The organism is Cellulomonas persica, from assembly GCF_007989825.1.
GTDB classification, from domain to species: Bacteria; Actinomycetota; Actinomycetes; order Actinomycetales; family Cellulomonadaceae; genus Cellulomonas; species Cellulomonas persica.
Window position 1 is genome coordinate 83,016 of sequence record NZ_BJUA01000007.1, and the last position, 17,609, is coordinate 100,624.

Sequence of the window (17,609 nt, forward strand, 5' to 3'; positions counted from 1 at the left end):
CCCGGACGACGCGCGTCGGCGGCGGCCCCGCGACAGCGCCCCGACGTCAGTCGGTGGCGCGGTGGTGCAGCGTGCGGGCGACCTCGGCGAGCGAGCCCGACATCGACGGGTAGACCGTGATGACCTCGGCGATCTGGTCCACCGACAGGCGGTGCGTGATCGCGAGCGCGAGCGGGAACACCGACTCCGACGCGCGCGGCCCGACGAGCACCGCACCCAGGACCGTGCCCGCGCCGGGGCTCGCGAAGATCTTGACGAACCCCTCGCGCACCCCCAACATCTTGGCGCGCGGGTTGCGCGTGACCGGCAGGGTGCTGACCTCGTAGGGCAGGCCCTCGTCGCGCAGCCGCTGCTCGGAGAAGCCGACCGTCGCGATCTCCGGCGCGGTGAAGATGTTCGCCGCGACCGCGCGCAGGGACAGCGGCGTGACCGCGTCGCCGAGCGCGTGCGACATCGCGATGCGACCCTGCGTCGCGGCGACCGACGCGAGCGGCAGGACGCCCGTGACGTCACCGGCCGCGTACACGCCGCGCGCGCTCGTGCGCGAGACCTTGTCGACCTCGATGTGCCCCGACGGCGCGAGGCGCACACCGGCCTCCTCGAGCCCCAGCCCGTCGGTCGTCGGGATCGAGCCGACCGCGAACAGCACGTGCGAGCCCTCGACCTCGCGGCCGTCGGCGAGCGTCACGACGACCCCGTCGGAGGTGCGCCGCGCACCCGCGGCCCGCGAGCGCGACAGCACGGTCATGCCGCGGCGCTTGAACACGTCCTCGATGAGCTCGGCGGCGTCGCCGTCCTCGCCGGGCAGCACACGGTCGCGCGACGAGACGAGCGTGACGTCCGCGCCGAGCGACGTGTACGCGCCGGCGAACTCCGCGCCGGTGACGCCCGAGCCGACGACGATCAGCTTGTCGGGCAGCGCGGGCAGGTCGTAGAGCTGCGTCCAGGTGAGGATGCGCTCGCCGTCGGGCCGGGCCTCGGGCAGCTCGCGCGGGCGGGCCCCGGTCGCCACCAGCACCACGTCGGCCTCGAGCGCGCGCTCGGGCGAGCCGTCGGTCGCGGTCACGACGACGCGCTGCGGGCCGTCGAGCCGGCCGCGGCCGAGCACGACGTGCACGCCCTCCTTCTCGAGGCGCGCGCGGATGTCGGCGGACTGCGCGGCTGCGAGCGCCTTGACGCGCGTGTTCACGGCGGCGAGGTCGATGTGGTGGCGGTGGTCCGAGCCGACCGCGTTGCGGATGCCGAGCTCGGGAGCGCGGTCGGCGATCGTCATCCACTCGGCCGTGGCGATGAGCGTCTTGGACGGCACCACGTCGGTCAGGACGGCCGAACCGCCCAGACCCTGTGCCTCGACGACCGTGACGTCGGCGCCGAGCCGCCGCGCGACGAGCGCGGCCTCGTACCCGCCGGGGCCACCTCCGACGATCACGACGCGGGTCTCGGGCAGCGCGGGGGTCCCAGGCGGTGTGCTCACGCAGGCATTCTGCCGTCTGCCGCGCGGCTGCTCTCGCCGGGCACGGCTAACCTGCGTCTCATGAGCCACGACCTGGACCTCGACGACCCCACGACCGACCCCTTCGAGGTGGCCCGCGCGGCTGCCGCGTACCTCGCCGACGCGACGGGGGTGGCGCAGCACGACGTGGCGCTCGTCCTCGGCTCCGGCTGGGGCGGCGCGGCCGACCTGCTGGGCGAGACGGTCGCGGAGGTCGCGAGCACCGACGTGCCGGGCTTCTCCGCCGCGGCGGTGCACGGGCACGTGGGCACGATCCGCTCGGTGCGCATCGGCGAGACGGGCAAGCACGCGCTCGTGCTCGGGTCGCGCACGCACCTGTACGAGGGCAAGGGCGTGCGGCGCGTCGTGCACGGCATGCGCACGGCCGCGGCGGCGGGCGCGACGACGGTCGTGCTCACCAACGGGTGCGGCGGCCTCAACCCGGCCTGGGGTCCGGGCACGCCGGTGCTCATCAGCGACCACATCAACCTCACGGCGACCTCGCCGCTCGAGGGCGCGACGTTCGTCGACCTGACCGACCTGTACTCCTCGCGACTGCGCGCGCTCGCGCGCGAGGTCGACGCGTCGCTCGACGAGGGCGTCTACGTCCAGTTCCGCGGCCCGCACTACGAGACGCCGGCCGAGGTGCAGATGGCCGCGCGGATCGGCGGCGACCTCGTCGGCATGTCGACGACGCTCGAGGCGATCGCGGCCCGCCAGGCGGGCCTGGAGATCCTGGGGATCTCGCTGGTCACGAACCTTGCCGCCGGGATCAGCCCCGAGCCGCTGTCGCACGCCGAGGTCCTCGAGGCGGGCCAGGCGGCAGGTCCGCGCATCAGCGCGCTGCTCGCCGACATCATCCGGCGCCTGTAGCCCGTGCGGCGACGCGCGGGCCGGGACGTTCGGTTCGTGCGTCGCCGTACTGGTCAGTACGTTGGGTCCATGAGCCGCGACGAGCCGTGGGAGGACCTGCGCGCGCAGGTCGAGGCGTGGATCGACGACGACCCGGACCCGCAGACCGCCGACGAGCTGCGAGAGCTCGTGCGGACCGCCGACGACCTGCCACCCGGCCTCGTCAGCGGCGTCGCCCCCACCCCGGAGCAGGACGGCGTGCTGCGCTCCGCCCGCGCGGCCCGCGCCGAGCTGGCCGACCGCTTCCAGGGTCTGCTGCAGTTCGGCACCGCGGGGCTGCGCGGCGCGATCGCCGGCGGCCCGCACCGGATGAACCGCGCCGTGGTGATCCGGGCCGCCTCAGGCCTCGCCGACTACCTGCTCGGTGAGCTCGACGGCCTGACGCCGCCCCCGCGCGTCGTCGTCGGCTACGACGCGCGGCACAACTCGCGCGCGTTCGCGCTCGACACCGCGGCCGTGCTCACCGCGGTCGGCATCGAGGTGCTGCTGCTCCCGCGCCCGCTGCCCACTCCCCTGCTCGCGTTCAGCGTGCGGCGCTTCGACGCCGACGCGGGCGTCATGGTCACCGCGTCGCACAACCCGCCGCAGGACAACGGCTACAAGGTGTACCTCGGCGGTCGGGTGGTCACCGACGGCGGCCAGGGCGCGCAGATCGTGCCGCCCGCCGACGCCGCGATCGCGGCCGAGATCGCGCGCGTCCCGTCGGTCGCGTCCGTGCCGCGCGCCGACGGCGGCTGGACCGTGCTGGGCGACGACGTCGTCGACGCGTACGTCGAGGCGACGCTCGCGCTCGCCGACCCGACGGTCCGCGGCGTCGCGGCCGACCTGAAGATCGTGCTCACGCCGCTGCACGGCGTGGGCGGCGCGGTCGCCGAGCGCGTGCTGCGCAGCGCCGGCTTCACGAACCTGCTCGTCGTCCCGGAGCAGGAGGTGCCCGACCCGGACTTCCCGTCCGTCGCGTTCCCGAACCCCGAGGAGCCCGGGGCGATCGACCTCGCGCTGGGTCTGGCGTCCGACGAGGGCGCCGACCTGGTCATCGCGCTGGACCCCGACGCCGACCGGTGCGCGGTCGCCGTGCAGGACCCGCGTGCCCGCGCGTTCCGCGGCCCCGACACCGCGGGCGCCGAGGGCTGGCGCATGCTGCACGGCGACGAGACGGGTGCGCTGCTCGGCCAGGTCGCCGCGGACCGCATCCGCGCGGACCTCGGCCCGGTGGACCCGGACGTCACGTTCGCGAGCTCGATCGTCTCGTCGCGGCAGCTCGCGCAGATCGCCCAGGCGGCGGGCGTGCGCCACGTGCAGACGCTCACCGGCTTCAAGTGGCTCTCGCGCGTCGACGGGCTCGCGTTCGCCTACGAGGAGGCGCTCGGCTACTGCGTCGCCCCCGCGAACGTGCGTGACAAGGACGGCATCTCCGCGGCCCTGCTCGTCGCGGGGCTCGCGGCGCGCCTCAAGGCCGGCGGCAGCACGCTGATCGCCGCGCTCGACGACCTCGCCCGCGCGCACGGCCTGTACCTGACCGGTCAGGTGTCGGCGCGCTACGACGACCTGTCGCAGATCCCCGCGACCGTCGGACGCCTGCGGGAGCATCCGCCCGTCACGCTCGGCGGTGCGCACGTCACGCGCGTCGTGGACCTCGCGGCGGGCACCGAGGAGGAGCGCGGCGGCCTGCCGCCCACCGAGGGCCTGCGGTTCGACGCGGCCGACGGGACGCGCGTGATCGTGCGTCCCTCGGGCACCGAGCCCAAGGTCAAGTGCTACCTCGAGGTCATCGAGCCCGTGCTGCCGGACGCGGACGACGAGGCCGTCGGTGCCGCGCGGCGGCAGGCGCGCGCGCGTCTGGACGCCGTGGCCGCGGACATGCGCACGGCCCTCGGCATCGCCTGAGCGCCGGTTCGCGCACGAACGGCTCCCGGGTCTGACCCGAGGAGCCGTTCGTCGACCCGGCGATCAGTAGCCCGCGTCGGCCTCCAGGCCGGCGACCACGGCCGCGGTCCCGGACAGCCCGAGGCGCGTCGCGCCCGCCTCGACCATCGCGAGCGCGTCGGCCGCCGTGCGCACGCCACCCGAGGCCTTGACCCCGAGCCGACCGCCCACGGTCTGCGCCATGAGCCGCACGGCGTGCACCGTCGCGCCGCCCGACGGGTGGAAGCCCGTCGACGTCTTGACGAAGTCGGCACCGGCCGCCTCGGCCGCCCGGCAGACGGCCACGATCTCGTCGTCCGTCAGCGCGGCCGACTCGATGATGACCTTGAGGACCTTCGGCGCCGGAACGGCTGCGCGGACCGCGGCGATGTCGGCCTGCACGTCGTCGAAGCGGCCCTCCTTGGCGGCGCCCACGTCGATCACCATGTCGACCTCGTCGGCGCCGTCCGCCACGGACCGTGCGGCCTCGGCGGCCTTGACCTCGCTGTGGTGCTTGCCGGACGGGAACCCGCACACGGTCGCGACCTTGAGTCCGGGCACCGACGAGACGTCCACCGGCAGGAACGACGGCGAGATGCAGATCGAGAAGGTGCCGAGCCGGCCGGCCTCCGCGACGAGCGCGTCGACGTCAGCCCGGGTGGCCTCGGGCTTGAGCAGCGTGTGGTCGACGAGCTGCGCGAGTGCGGCAGGGTCCAGCGGTGCGGTGGTCATGCTCGGTGCCTTCCTCCCCGGGCCGCGGCGTACGCAGGCCGGATCACGGTGTCGATCAGGGCAGCGCGCTCGTCGTCGTGGACGAACGCGTGCGCGGCCGCGGTGACGGCCACGTCTTCCAGGTCGTGCAGGGTCCAGCCCGCCTGCTCGACCAGGAGCGTGAGCTCGCGGCCGAGTGACGTGCCGGACTGCAGGCGGTTGTCGGTGTTGACGGTCACGGCGAAGCCGAGGCGATGCAGGCGCGTGACCGGGTGCTCCGCGATCGACGGCGCGCCACCGGTCTGCACGTTGGACGACGGGCAGACCTCGAGCGCGATCCGCCGGTCGCGCACCCAGTGCGCGAGCAGCCCGAGCCGGTCCCCCAGCTCGTCGGCGGACACGTCGTCGGCGAGCCGCACGCCGTGGCCCAGGCGCAGCGCACCCTGCGCGACCGCGTCGGCGACCGAGTCGGTGCCCGCGGCCTCGCCCGCGTGCACCGTGCACGGGAAGTGCGCCTGGCGCAGCGCCTCGAACACGGACGCGTGCGTGGACGGCAGGTAGCCGTCCTCGGGGCCGGCCAGGTCGAACGCGACGACGCCCGCGTCGCGGTTGGCGACGGCGAGCGCGGCGACGTCCTGCCAGCGGTCGAGGTGCCGCATCGCGCACAGGATCGCCAGCACGCGGATCGGGCGGCCGTCGGCGCGCGCCTGTGCCGCGCCCTCGTCGAACCCGGCGCGCACCGCGTCCACGACCTCCTGCAGGGTCAGTCCCTGCTCCAGGTGCTGCTCGGGCGCGAACCGGATCTCGGCGTAGACCACGCCGTCGGCGGCGAGGTCGAGCACCGCCTCCCGGGCGACGCGCTGCAGCGCGGGCGCGGTCTGCAGCACCCCGACCGTGTGCGCGAACGTCTCGAGGTAGCGCTCGAGCGAGCCCGCCGACGCGGCCTCGACGAACCACTGGCCGAGCTCCTCAGGGTCGGTGCTGGGCAGCTCGTGCCCGATCTCGGCCGCGAGCTCGACGACCGTCGCGGGGCGCAGCCCGCCGTCCAGGTGGTCGTGCAGCAGCACCTTGGGCAGCGTCGGGATGAGCGCGACGAGCGACGCCGCGTCGTCCGTACCCGCATCGTCCGTGCCCGCGTCGCCGGTCTCGGCGGCGCCCTCGTCGCTGCTGTGGTCGTGCTCGCTCACGCGTCGTCCTCGTCGTCGGTGGGAACCTCGGTGTCCTGCTCGACGACGTCCGCCTCGTCGGCGGCGCCGTCACGGTCCGGCCGCGCGAACCCGGGGGTGTACTCCTCGGGGTCGAGCTCGGGCTGGTCCTCGTCGGTCAGGCGCGCGGGGATCTCGGGGTCGGCGGGTTCGAGCCCCGCGTCGCGCCACGCGTCCGGTCCGGGCAGCGTGCTCATCACGTCCTCCTCATCGCCGGTCGTCCACCCATCCTTGTCCCGACGAACGGCCCGCGCCATCGGGCCGTCGCCGCAGGTCACGTGCCACGTCGGGGCGTGCGGACGAGCGGTGCCGGCGCGGAGCGGCGGCGTCAGGCCGTGATCCGGTCGAGCACCAGCGGGCCGGCACCCGGAGCCGCGGCGGCGTCGACGACGATGCCGCCGACGAGCGCGTCGCGCGCGCGGTCGAACCGCTCGGGGGTGTCCGTGTGGAGCGTGAGCAGCGGCTGACCGGCGGTGACCCGCTCGCCCGGGCGCACGTGGATCTGCACACCCGCACCGGCCTGCACCGGGTCCTCCTTGCGCGCACGGCCCGCGCCGAGCCGCCACGCCGCGATGCCCACGGCGTACGCGTCGAGCGTCGTCAGCACGCCGTCGGACTCCGCGAGCACCTGCTCGGTCTCGCGCGCCCACGGCAGCGGAGCGTCGGGGTCGCCGTCCTGCGCGCGGATCATCCGGCGCCACACGTCCATCGCGCGCCCGTCGGCCAGGGCCGCCGCGGGGTCCGCGTCGGGCTGGCCGGCGGCGTCGAGCATCTCGCGCGCGAGGGCGAGCGTGAGCTCGACGACGTCCGCCGGCCCGCCGCCCGCGAGCACCTCGACGGACTCACGGACCTCGAGCGCGTTGCCCGCGGTCAGCCCGAGCGGCGTCGACATGTCGGTGAGCAGCGCCGTGGTCGTCACGCCCGCGTCCGTGCCGAGCTCGACCATGGTGCGGGCGAGCTCGCGCGCACGGTCCAGGTCCTTCATGAAGGCGCCCGAGCCGACCTTGACGTCGAGCACGAGCGAGTCCGTGCCCTCGGCGATCTTCTTGCTCATGATCGAGCTTGCGATGAGCGGGATCGCCTCGACCGTGCCGGTCACGTCCCGCAGCGCGTACAGCTTGCGGTCGGCGGGCGCGAGGCCCGAGCCGGCCTGGCAGATGACCGCACCGACATCCGCGAGCTGGCGCATCATCTCGTCGTTGGTCAGCGCGGCACGCCAGCCCGGGATCGACTCGAGCTTGTCGAGCGTGCCGCCCGTGTGCCCCAGGCCGCGGCCCGACAGCTGCGGCACCGCGACCCCGAACACCGCGACGAGCGGCGCGAGCGGCAGCGTGATCTTGTCGCCCACGCCGCCGGTCGAGTGCTTGTCGGCGGTCGGGCGGCCCAGGTCGGCGAACGACATGCGCTCGCCCGAGGCGATCATCGCGGCGGTCCACCGCGCGATCTCGGCGCGGTCCATGCCGTTGAGCAGGATCGCCATGTTGAGCGCCGACATCTGCTCGTCGGCGACCACGCCACGCGTGTACGCGTCGATGACCCAGTCGATCTGCGCGTCGCTCAGCCGGTTCCCGTCACGCTTGGCGACGATGACGTCGACCGCGTCGAACTGCTCGCTCATGCCCGCTCCTCGAGGTCGGCGGGCCCGAACGCGTCGGGCAGCACCTGGTCCATGGTCCGGATGCCCGAGACGGTCTCCAGGACGAGGCCCGGGCCGCCGTGCTCGAACAGGAGCTGGCGGCAGCGGCCGCACGGCATGAGCACGTTGCCGTGCCCGTCGACGCACGTGAACGCCACGAGGCGCCCGCCGCCGGACATGACCAGCGCCGAGACCAGCGAGCACTCGGCGCACAGCGTGACGCCGTAGCTCGCGTTCTCGATGTTCGCCCCGCAGACCACGCGGCCGTCGTCGGCGATCGCCGCGGCCCCCACGGGGAACTTCGAGTACGGCACGTACGCCTTGCCCATCGCCTCGGTGGCGACCGCGCGCAGCGCATCCCAGTCGACCTGCACGCGACTCACTCCTTGATGTACGGCTCACCGGCGGCCGCCGGGCCGCGCGAACGTCCGACGAGGCCCGCGACGGCCAGGATCGTCACGACGTACGGCAGCATGAGCATGAACTGGCTGGGCACCGGGGCCCCGACGATCGACAGCGCGCCCTCGAGGTTCGACGCGAAGCCGAACAGGAGCGCGGCGAGCGCGGCCCGGATCGGGTCCCACTTGCCGAAGATCACGGCGGCCAGGGCGATGAAGCCCGCGCCCGCGGTCATCTGCTTGCCGAAGCTCGAGACCGACACGACGGTGTAGAAACCGCCGCCGACGCCCGCGATCGCACCGGCGATCATGAGCGCGCGGTACCGCGTGCGCTCGACCTTGATGCCCACGGTGTCGGCCGCGCTCGGGTGCTCGCCCACCGCACGCACCCGCAGCCCCCAGCGGGTCCGCATGAGCGCGAACCACACCGCGGGCACCGTGAGGTACATGAGGTAGATGACGATCGTCTGGTTGAACAGCGCCGGGCCGATCACGGGGATCTTCGACAGCACGGGGATCGCGATGCGCGAGAACCGCTCGGTGTCGTTGAACTTCTCCGCGTTCGGCACGAGCACCTGCGAGTACAGGAAGCTCGTCACGCCGATCACGAGCACGTTGAGCACGACACCGACGATGACCTGGTTGACCTTGTAGGTGATCGCGAAGACGCCCAGGACGAGCGCCACGAGCACACCCGACAGGACCGCGGCGAACAGGCCGACCCACGGGCTGCCCGTGGCGGAGCCGACGAACGCGGCGGAGAACGCGCCCGCGAGCAGCTGCCCCTCGATCGCGATGTTGACGACGCCCGCACGCTCGCCGATCACGCCGCCGAGCGCGCCGAACACGATCGGCACGGACAGGAGCACGGAGCCGCCGATGAGGCGCACGGCCGGGATGTCGCTCGCGCTGCCCGCTGCGGCCCACGCCAGGAAGCCGACGAGGAACACGAACGCGAACAGCAGCGAGAGCCACACCGGGACGCGGCGCCGCCGGCTGGCCAGGACGAACGCGACGACCGTCGCGACGGCCATGAGCGCGACCGTGACCCACGCGGTGCCCATGCCGGGCACGGTCGCGTCGGGGATCGTGAACAGGTCACCGACGGTCGCGAAGCGGAACGTCGCGTCGCCCTCGCGCGGGGCGACCAGCAGCAGGAGCGCGAACAGCGCGGTGACGACCGCGAACGCGATCGGCGCCTTGCGGCTGACGACCGCGACCTGACGATGGGCCTCGGGGTCCGGGACAGCCACGGGTGCGGGTGCCAGGGCGGTCATCGTGCTGCTCCGTCCGCCGTCGGGGTGGTGGGCGCGGCCATCGCGGCGGCCGCCTTGGACTCGCGCGGCTTCTTCCTGCCCGAGCTGTGCTTGTCCGGCTGGGGCAGGCGGAAGATCGCCCGGACCAGCGGGGGTGCCGCGATGAACAGCACGATGAGGGACTGGACGACGAGGACGATCTCGATCGGGATGCCCTCAGCGGCCTGCATCGCCGAGCCGCCGGCCTTGAACGCACCGAACAGCAGGCTCGCGAAAAACACGCCGACCGGCTGCGAGCTGCCGAGCAGCGCGACGGTGATCGCGTCGAACCCGACGCCCGCGTCGATGTCCGAGCCGAACCCGTTGGTGATCAGGCCGAGCACCTGGGTGGCACCCGCGGCGCCGACGAGGGCACCGCCGACGAGCATCGAGCCGACGATCGTGCGCGAGACGTTGACGCCCGCGACGCGACCCGCGTACTGGTTCTCGCCGATCATGCGGAACCGGAACCCGAGGCTCGAGCGGTTCAGCAGCCACCACACGAGCACCACGGCGACGAGCGCGAGCAGGAAGCCCAGGTGCAGCGGGTACTGCGGGCCGAAGATGCGCGGCAGGACCGCGGAGCCCGCCATCGGCGGCGTCTTCGGGTTCGCCGAGCCGGGCGCCTGCAGCAGCCCGGGCGTCGCGAGCAGGTACGACAGCAGGTAGAACGCGATGTAGTTGAGCATGATCGTGACGATCACCTCGTGCGCGCCCGTCGTCGCCTTGAGGACACCCGCGATCCCCGCCCACAACGCTCCGGCGACGACGCCCGCGGCGACCGCCACGAACAGGTGCAGCCCGGCCGGCAGGTCGAACGAGAAGCCGACCCACCCGGCGGCGGCGGCCGACATGAGCATCTGCCCCTGGCCGCCGATGTTGAACATGCCGGACCGGAAGCCGATCGCGATGCCCAGACCCGCGAGGATCAGCGGCGTCGCGTACGTGAGCGACTGCGTGAGCGGCCGGATCGCCTTCTCGAACGTGTCCGCGTTGTAGTTGTAGATCGCGCCGCGGAACAGCGCCGAGTACGCGCCCCCGACCGCGTCGCCGACCGCGCTCAGCAGGTCGCCGGGTCGCGAGAAGAAGTACCCCGCGGCCTTCTGGACCTCGGGGTCGGTGACCGCGATCATGATCGACCCGGCGACGACGGCGAGGATCACCGCGCCGACCGCGACGGCCCAGCCGCCCGAGGTCACGCGCGCGATCGCCTCGCGCCACCGGTGGTCGGGCCCGCCGTCCGCGCCGCCCGAGTCCGGGCTCGTGGGGGCCACCGTGCGCTCGGCTGCGTCGCCGGCCGGTGCGCTCTGCGAGGCGCTCATGCCGCTTCTCCTGCGTCGTCAGGCGCGATCCCGGCCATCATCAGGCCGATCACGTCGCGCGGCGTCGTCGACGGCACGATGCCGACGACCCGACCGCGGTACATCACGAGGATCCGGTCGCCCAGCGCGACCGCCTCGTCGAGCTCGGTCGCCAGCACGATGACGGGGATGCCCGCGTCACGCGTCTCGACGATCCGCTTGTGGATGAACTCGATGGAGCCGACGTCCACGCCGCGCGTGGGCTGCGCGGCGACCAGCAGGCGCAGCTCACGCGACAGCTCGCGCGCGAGGACCACCTTCTGCTGGTTGCCGCCCGACAGTCGTCCCGCGGGGACGTCGATGCCCTGCGTGCGGATGTCGAACTCGTCGACCTTGTCGCGCGCGAACTGGTCGCGCGCCTTGAGCTGGAGCATGCCGAGCTTGGCGAACGGCGCCTCGTCGGCGCGGTTCAGCATGAGGTTCTCGGCGACCGTGAACGAGCCGACGAGACCGTCGACGCCGCGGTCCTCGGGGACGAACCCGAGCCCCGCGTCGATGATCTGCCGGACGCTACGACCCACGAGCTCCTGGCCGTCGAGCGTGATGCTGCCCCGCACGTTGGGCTGGAGACCCGCGAGCGCCTCGGCGAGCTCGGTCTGGCCGTTGCCCTGCACGCCCGCGACGACGAGCACCTCGCCACCGCGCACCGTGAACGACACGTCGTCGACGAGCACCGTGCCACGCGCGTCGCTGACCTCGAGGTCCTTCACGACGAGCGCCGACTCGGAGTACGTCGGGGCGTCCTTGCGGACCGTGAGCTCGACCGCGCGGCCGACCATGAGCGCCGCCAGCTCGGCGTCGCTCGCGCCCGGCGAGGCCTCGCCGACGATCGCACCGCGACGGACCACCGTGATCCGGTCCGCGACCTCGCGGACCTCACGCAGCTTGTGGGTGATGAAGACGATCGCGACGCCCTCGGACTTGAGCTGGCGCATGATCGCCATGAGCTCGTCGGTCTCCTGGGGCGTGAGCACCGCGGTCGGCTCGTCGAACACGAGGACCTTGGCGTCGCGCGAGAGCGCCTTGATGATCTCGACGCGCTGCTGCACGCCGACGGGGAGCTCCTCGACGACGGCGTCGGGGTCCACGTGGAAGCCGAACCGGTCGGCGATCTCGCGCACCTTCGCGCGGCCCGCCTCGAGGTCCAGCCGGCCGCCGCCGCGCGTCTGCTCGTGCCCGAGCATGACGTTCTCGGCGACCGTGAAGACGGGGATGAGCATGAAGTGCTGGTGCACCATGCCGATGCCGGCCGCCATCGCGTCGCCGGGGCCGGAGAAGCTCTGGACCTCGTCGTCCAGGAGGATCTCGCCCTCGTCCGCGGTGTACAGGCCGTACAGCACGTTCATCAGCGTGGACTTGCCGGCGCCGTTCTCCCCGAGAAGGCAGTGGATCTCGCCCGGCTCGACGACGAGATCGATGTGGTCGTTCGCGACGAGCGACCCGAAGCGCTTGGTGATGCCTCGAAGCTCAAGCCTCATGTCCTGATCCTGGTGACTGGCGGCACGTGCCGCACGACGACACGCGGCGGGGAGGCCACGCAGGGCCTCCCCGCCGCGTCGGGTTCACAGCGTCGCGATCACTGGTTCAGGTACGAGGTGACCTCGACCTTGCCGTCGATGATGTCCTGCTGCAGCTGCTCGACCTCGGCCCACAGCGCCGGGTCGACCTTGCTCTCGAAGTTGTGCAGCGGGGCCAGGCCGACGCCACCGTTCTCGAGCGTGCCGACGTACGCCTCGGGGTCCCAGTTGCCCTGGCCCGCGGCGAGCACGGCGTCGTACGCCGAGACGTCCATCTTCTTGAGGATCGAGGTCAGGACGAGGTCCTGCGTGCTCGTGTCCGTCTCGAAGAAGTCGGCGTCCACGCCGACGAGCGCGATGTCACGGCCGGCGTCCGCGATGGCGTCCATGGCCGACTGGTAGATCGGGCCACCGACGGGGAGGATCACGTCGACACCCTGGTCGATGATCCCGGCCGCGACCTCCTTGGCGCTGTCGTTCGCCTCGAAGCCACCGGTGAAGGAGCCCTTGTCGCCGCCCTCGAAGCCGACGACCTGGACCGAGGTGCCCTTGGTCTTGTTGTAGTACTCGACGCCCTGCTTGAAGCCGTCCATGAAGATCGTCACGGTCGGGTAGGGCTGGCCGCCGAAGGTGCCGACCTTGCCGGCCTCGGAGTAGCCCGCCGACAGGTAGCCCGCGAGGAACGCGGCCTGCGCCGTGTCGTACAGCAGCGGCTTGATGTTCTCGGCGTCCTTGGTGCCGTCGAAGTCGTTGTCCGCGGCGTCGTCGACCAGGATGTAGTGGATGTCCGGGTTCTCGGTCGCGGACGTCACGGTGTCGGCCGACAGCGCGAAGCCGACGGAGACGATGGCGTTGCAGCTCTCGGAGACGAGGCTCTGCAGGTTGCCGGGGAAGTCGGCGGCCGAGTCGGACTGGACCTCGGCGAAGCCCGCGCCGAGCTCGTCGGCGGCCTTCTTGGTGCCCTCGTAGGAGAGCTGGTTGAAGCTGCGGTCGTCGAAGCCACCGGCGTCGGAGACGATGCACGCCTTGAAGTCGATCGGCTCGGCGGTCGGCGCTGCGGTCTCAGCCGTCGTGCTGCCGGCGCCCGGCGTCGAGTTGCTGTCGTCGGGGGCGTCGCCACACGCGGCGAGCGCGAGGGCGACCGCGCCGCTGAGCGCGGCCACCTGGATGAGCTTCTTCACGCGTCTCTCCTGAGTCTCGTCAGAACACCTGGCCGGACCGTCGGAGAACGCGCGGGTGCGCGGTCCCGACCTCGGCACGGTCGGCATCGATGACTCGGACTGTAGTGAGCGTCCGGTGACGCGCTTGTTACCGGCGGGTATCGCCGCAGGTTCCGTTACGCACTTGGTACATCTGCTCAGGTGGCGGATGTGCAGTACCGCCATGCGAGACGGTCACCGCGGACCGATCGGACAGGTCAGGCACCGGCCCCCGCGCGGACCGCGGCGCGCGCCAGCAGCAGCGCACCGGCCTCGATCGCACGCTCGTCGACGACAAGGTCGCCCTGGTGGATGTCGTACGTGCGCCCGCCGGGCGTGCGCGTGCCCAGCCGCGCCATCGCCCCCGGCACGCGCGTGAGGTACCACGCGAAGTCCTCGCCACCGAGCGACTGCTCGGTGAGGTTCACGGCCTCGTCGCCGAGCACGTCGCGCGCCGCGGCCTCGAGGACCGTGGTCGCCCGCTCGTCGTTCTCGACCGGTGGCACGCCGCGCTGGTGCCGGATCTCGACCTCGACGTCGTACGGCGCGACGACCTGCTCGACCGCGTCGTGGAACACCTGCGACGCCGACTCCCACGCGCGCACGTCCAGGCAGCGCAGCGTGCCGCGCACCGAGCCCGTACCGGGGATGACGTTGTGCGCGGTGCCCGCCTGCACGGCGCCCCACGTGAGGTTCACGCCCGAGCGCGGGTCGAGCCGACGCCCGAGGATCGCGGGCACCTGCGTGACGACCTGCGCCATCGCGTACACGAGGTCCCCCGTCAGGTGCGGGCGCGACGTGTGCCCGCCCGCGCCGGAGAACGTGACCGTCACCTCGTCGCTCGCCGACGTGATGGGCCCGATGCGCGTGCCCACCTGGCCGACGTCGACCTTCGGGTCGCAGTGCACCGCGAAGATCTGCGCGACGCCGTCGAGCCCGCCCGCGGCGATCACGTCGAGCGACCCGCCCGGCTGGACCTCCTCGGCCGGCTGGAAGATCAGGCGCACCCCCGTGGCGAGCTCACCCGCGGCCGCGAGCTCCGCGAGCGCGAGCCCGGCCCCGAGGACGGCGGTGGTGTGCACGTCGTGGCCGCACGCATGCGCGACGCCGCGGTGCGTCGACGTCCACGGCAAGCCGCACTCGTCGGCGACGGGCAGCGCGTCGAGGTCGGCGCGCAGGCCGATCCGGCCGCGCCCGGTCTGGGCGTGCGACGGTCCGAGGTCGCACACGAGCCCGCTGCCGGGCAGCAGCCGCGGCTCGAGGCCCGCGAGCCGCAGCCGGTCGGCGACGACGCGCGTCGTGCGCTCCTCGGTCCGCGCGAGCTCGGGGTGGGCGTGCAGGTCACGGCGGATCTCGACGAGCTCGTCCCGGAGGGAGTCGACGAGCCGCGCGAGGCGCAGGACTCCTGCGGCGGTCGGCGCGGGGCGCAGCGTGTCGAGCGACGGGACGGCGGAAGGCAGGACTGGCACCCCGCGAGGTTATCGCCGCGCGCGGACGCGGGCCGGGGCGGTCCACCGCGGCAGGCGCCGGGCGCGCTGCCGTGCTGACGTGTCGGCCCTGCTACAGCAGGTCGTCGCGCCCTGCGGTCCGCCACGCGTCGACAGCGCCCTTGACCTGCTGCGCGTGCGCGCGCGTCGTGACCAGCAGCGCGTCGGGCGTGTCGATGACGACCGCGTCGGGCACGCCGACGACCGAGACCGTCCGCCCCGCGGCCGGCACGACGAACGCGCCGGGCGCGTCCAGACGCAGCACCGCCGCCTCGTCGCCCAGCGTCGCGGCGGGCAGCAGGTCCGCGAGCGAGGCGAAGTCGCCGACGTCGTCCCAGCGGAAGTCGCCCGGCACGACGGCCACGCCGCCCGCGGCGGCGACCGGCTCGGCGATCGCGTGGTCGATCGCGATCTTGGTCAGGCCCGGCCACACGCGCGCGAGCACGTCGCCGCGCGCGTCCGTGTCCCACGCTCGGGCGATCTCGCGCAGCCCCGCGGCCAGGCCCGGGATCTGCTGCGCGAGGTGGTCGAGCAGCACGGCGGCCCGCACGACGAACATGCCCGCGTTCCAGCGGTACTCCCCCGTGGCCAGGTAGGCGATCGCGGTCTGCTCGTCGGGCTTCTCGACGAAGCCTGCGACGTGCTGCGCGCTCGGCGCGCCCGCGACGCCCAGCGGGTCCGCCGAGCGGATGTAGCCGAACGCGGTCGAGGGCCCCGTCGCGGTGATGCCGATCGTCACGACGTAGCCCTCGCGCGCGGCCGCGACCGCCTCACGCACGGCCCGCTCGAACTGCGCGGTCCCGTCGATCACGTGGTCGGCCGCGAACGACCCCAGCACGACGTCCTCGCCGTGCCGTTCGAGCAGCACGGCCGCCGCCAGGCCGATCGCCGCCATCGAGTCGCGCGGCGACGGCTCGACGAGCAGGCGACCGCGTTCCCCGCCGGCGTCGAGCCCCGGCACCTGCCGCGCGACCTCGGCCTCGTGCCGCACGCCGGTCACGACGACGACGCCGTCCGGTCCGGTCAGCGGTGCCAGGCGCTCGACCGTCGCCTGCAGCAGCGTGCGCCCGGACCCCGTGAGGTCGAGCAGGAACTTGGGGTGGCCCGCGCGCGACAGCGGCCACAGCCGCGTGCCGGCGCCGCCCGCCGGGATCACCGCGTGGAACCCCGGGATCGGGCCGGCCACGGGTGCGTGCGTCTCGTCGGACATGCGCGTCAGGCTAGTTGCTCGGGCACGCCGCCAAGCCGCTCCCGGGCACCTCACCCTCGACCGGGCTCGGCACCCGCCCGGGCCCCGCACTCCCCGTCCCGCGCCGCCGGTGGCTGCAGCGTGGGATGCAGGATCCCTGCGGGCCCGGTGCACCGTCGCTGCATTCATGCCTGCACCCAGACGCGTCCTGGACCGGGTGCGCCGGCGCGTGGAGCCGGCGCGAGGGAACGAACCGGCACGAGCTGACCGGAGTCGCCCGCACGTCCCACGGTGTGCACTTGGTCACACGCGCGGTCTGGGCCCAGGGTCGTGCGAAGGGACCCGCGCGGGTCTATACAGTGAGGGAGCCCATGGGACGAGGCCGTCCCAACCCCTGACTCGCCAGGAGGCACCTCCCGTGTCCGCAGCGCCCACCGCGCCCTCCTCGCCACAGGCGAAGAAGAAGGCGCCCCTCGGCACGCTCTACCGAGGGCGTGAAGGGATGTGGTCCTGGGTCGCACACCGCGTCACCGGCGTCGCGATCTTCTTCTTCCTGCTCGTGCACGTGCTCGACACGTCGCTCGTGCGCGTCTCCCCGGAGGCGTACAACGAGGTGATCGGGACGTACAAGAACCCGGTCATGGGACTCGGTGAGGCCGGCCTCGTCGCCGCCATCGTGTTCCACGCCTTCAACGGCGTCCGGATCATGCTCGTGGACTTCTGGGCCAAGGGCCCGAAGTACCAGCGCGTGATGCTGTGGATCGTCATCGGCCTGTTCGTCGTGACCATGGCGGGCTTCCTGCCGCGGCACCTGATGCACGTCTTCGGGGGTGAGTGACCGATGACCACGATCGCCGACCCCAAGGCGCCGCGTCCGCCGCGCGCCCGTCCGTCGCGCCTGACCACGCGCGGCAACACCGAGCTCTACGGCTGGGTGTTCATGCGCGCGTCGGGCGCGCTGCTCATCGTGCTGATCTTCGGCCACCTGTTCATGAACCTCGTGGCGGGTGACGGGATCTCCGCGATCGACTTCGGCTTCGTCGCCGGGAAGTGGGCGTCACCGCTGTGGCAGATCTGGGACCTGCTCATGCTGTGGCTCGCGATGATCCACGGCACGAACGGCATGCGCACGGTCGTCAACGACTACGCGTCGAAGGACGGCACGCGCCTGGTTCTCAAGGGTCTGCTGTACCTCGCCTTCACCGTGACGGTCGTCCTGGGGACGCTCGTGATCTTCACGTTCAACCCGTGCCCCACCGACGCGCCGCTCGACCTGCTGCCGTCGTTCTGCACCGCCTGACG

Annotated in this window: 16 protein-coding genes; 4 read left to right on the top strand and 12 right to left on the bottom strand. The window is 73.2% G+C overall.

Going from position 1 to position 17,609, the window contains the following annotated elements:
• Positions 1-46: 46 nt before the first annotated feature.
• Positions 47-1,474, bottom strand: a complete 1,428-nt coding sequence (locus CPE01_RS08510) for an NAD(P)H-quinone dehydrogenase (RefSeq protein WP_146806222.1) — start codon at positions 1,472-1,474, stop codon at positions 47-49.
• A 60-nt stretch (positions 1,475-1,534) separates the two neighbouring features.
• On the opposite strand from CPE01_RS08510, the gene CPE01_RS08515 reads away from it, so the two are divergent.
• Positions 1,535-2,365: a purine-nucleoside phosphorylase gene (locus tag CPE01_RS08515; protein WP_146806223.1), complete on the top strand. Its 831-nt coding sequence runs from the start codon at positions 1,535-1,537 to the stop codon at positions 2,363-2,365.
• 69 nt (positions 2,366-2,434) lie between these two features.
• Positions 2,435-4,291, top strand: a complete 1,857-nt coding sequence (locus CPE01_RS08520; protein WP_146806224.1) for a phospho-sugar mutase — start codon at positions 2,435-2,437, stop codon at positions 4,289-4,291.
• A 63-nt stretch (positions 4,292-4,354) separates the two neighbouring features.
• Here CPE01_RS08520 and deoC read toward each other — a convergent pair whose 3' ends face one another.
• The 11 genes from deoC to CPE01_RS08575 form a co-directional block, all read right to left on the bottom strand.
• Positions 4,355-5,041 (bottom strand): deoxyribose-phosphate aldolase, encoded by a 687-nt coding sequence (deoC, locus tag CPE01_RS08525; protein ID WP_146806225.1) that lies wholly within the window; start codon positions 5,039-5,041, stop codon positions 4,355-4,357.
• Positions 5,038-6,105: an adenosine deaminase gene (locus CPE01_RS08530; RefSeq protein ID WP_146806348.1), complete on the bottom strand. Its 1,068-nt coding sequence runs from the start codon at positions 6,103-6,105 to the stop codon at positions 5,038-5,040. Before CPE01_RS08530 ends, deoC begins: the two co-directional genes overlap by 4 nt.
• Positions 6,106-6,203: 98 nt before the next feature.
• On the bottom strand, positions 6,204-6,422 hold the full coding sequence (locus CPE01_RS08535) for an Rv3202a family protein (RefSeq protein WP_146806226.1): 219 nt from the start codon (positions 6,420-6,422) through the stop codon (positions 6,204-6,206).
• Positions 6,423-6,553: 131 nt separating this feature from the next.
• The gene (locus tag CPE01_RS08540; RefSeq protein ID WP_146806227.1) at positions 6,554-7,843 is read right to left on the bottom strand and encodes a thymidine phosphorylase; all 1,290 of its coding nucleotides are present in this window, start codon (positions 7,841-7,843) and stop codon (positions 6,554-6,556) included.
• Complete coding sequence (locus tag CPE01_RS08545) at positions 7,840-8,235, bottom strand: cytidine deaminase (RefSeq protein ID WP_146806228.1); 396 nt, start codon at positions 8,233-8,235, stop codon at positions 7,840-7,842. The genes CPE01_RS08540 and CPE01_RS08545 overlap by 4 nt, the downstream gene beginning before the upstream one ends.
• Positions 8,236-8,240: 5 nt before the next feature.
• On the bottom strand, positions 8,241-9,536 hold the full coding sequence (locus CPE01_RS08550; protein ID WP_146806229.1) for an ABC transporter permease: 1,296 nt from the start codon (positions 9,534-9,536) through the stop codon (positions 8,241-8,243).
• Positions 9,533-10,876 (bottom strand): ABC transporter permease, encoded by a 1,344-nt coding sequence (locus tag CPE01_RS08555; RefSeq protein WP_146806230.1) that lies wholly within the window; start codon positions 10,874-10,876, stop codon positions 9,533-9,535. Before CPE01_RS08555 ends, CPE01_RS08550 begins: the two co-directional genes overlap by 4 nt.
• Positions 10,873-12,393, bottom strand: coding sequence for an ABC transporter ATP-binding protein (locus tag CPE01_RS08560; RefSeq protein WP_146806231.1), 1,521 nt, complete (start codon positions 12,391-12,393; stop codon positions 10,873-10,875). The genes CPE01_RS08555 and CPE01_RS08560 overlap by 4 nt, the downstream gene beginning before the upstream one ends.
• Before the next feature lie 98 nt (positions 12,394-12,491).
• Positions 12,492-13,613, bottom strand: coding sequence for a BMP family lipoprotein (locus CPE01_RS08565; RefSeq protein WP_146806232.1), 1,122 nt, complete (start codon positions 13,611-13,613; stop codon positions 12,492-12,494).
• 236 nt (positions 13,614-13,849) lie between these two features.
• On the bottom strand, positions 13,850-15,100 hold the full coding sequence (locus tag CPE01_RS08570; RefSeq protein ID WP_146806233.1) for an amidohydrolase: 1,251 nt from the start codon (positions 15,098-15,100) through the stop codon (positions 13,850-13,852).
• 91 nt (positions 15,101-15,191) lie between these two features.
• A complete protein-coding gene (locus CPE01_RS08575) occupies positions 15,192-16,328 on the bottom strand; it encodes a mannose-1-phosphate guanylyltransferase (RefSeq protein ID WP_146806234.1) in 1,137 nt (378 codons plus the stop codon).
• A gap of 397 nt (positions 16,329-16,725) precedes the next feature.
• Here CPE01_RS08575 and sdhC point away from each other — a divergent pair, with 397 nt between their 5' ends.
• Positions 16,726-17,145, top strand: a complete 420-nt coding sequence (gene sdhC / locus CPE01_RS08580; protein WP_146806235.1) for a succinate dehydrogenase, cytochrome b556 subunit — start codon at positions 16,726-16,728, stop codon at positions 17,143-17,145.
• A 3-nt stretch (positions 17,146-17,148) separates the two neighbouring features.
• Positions 17,149-17,607, top strand: coding sequence for a succinate dehydrogenase, hydrophobic membrane anchor protein (sdhD, locus tag CPE01_RS08585; protein WP_146806236.1), 459 nt, complete (start codon positions 17,149-17,151; stop codon positions 17,605-17,607).
• The last annotated feature ends 2 nt before the right edge of the window (positions 17,608-17,609 follow it).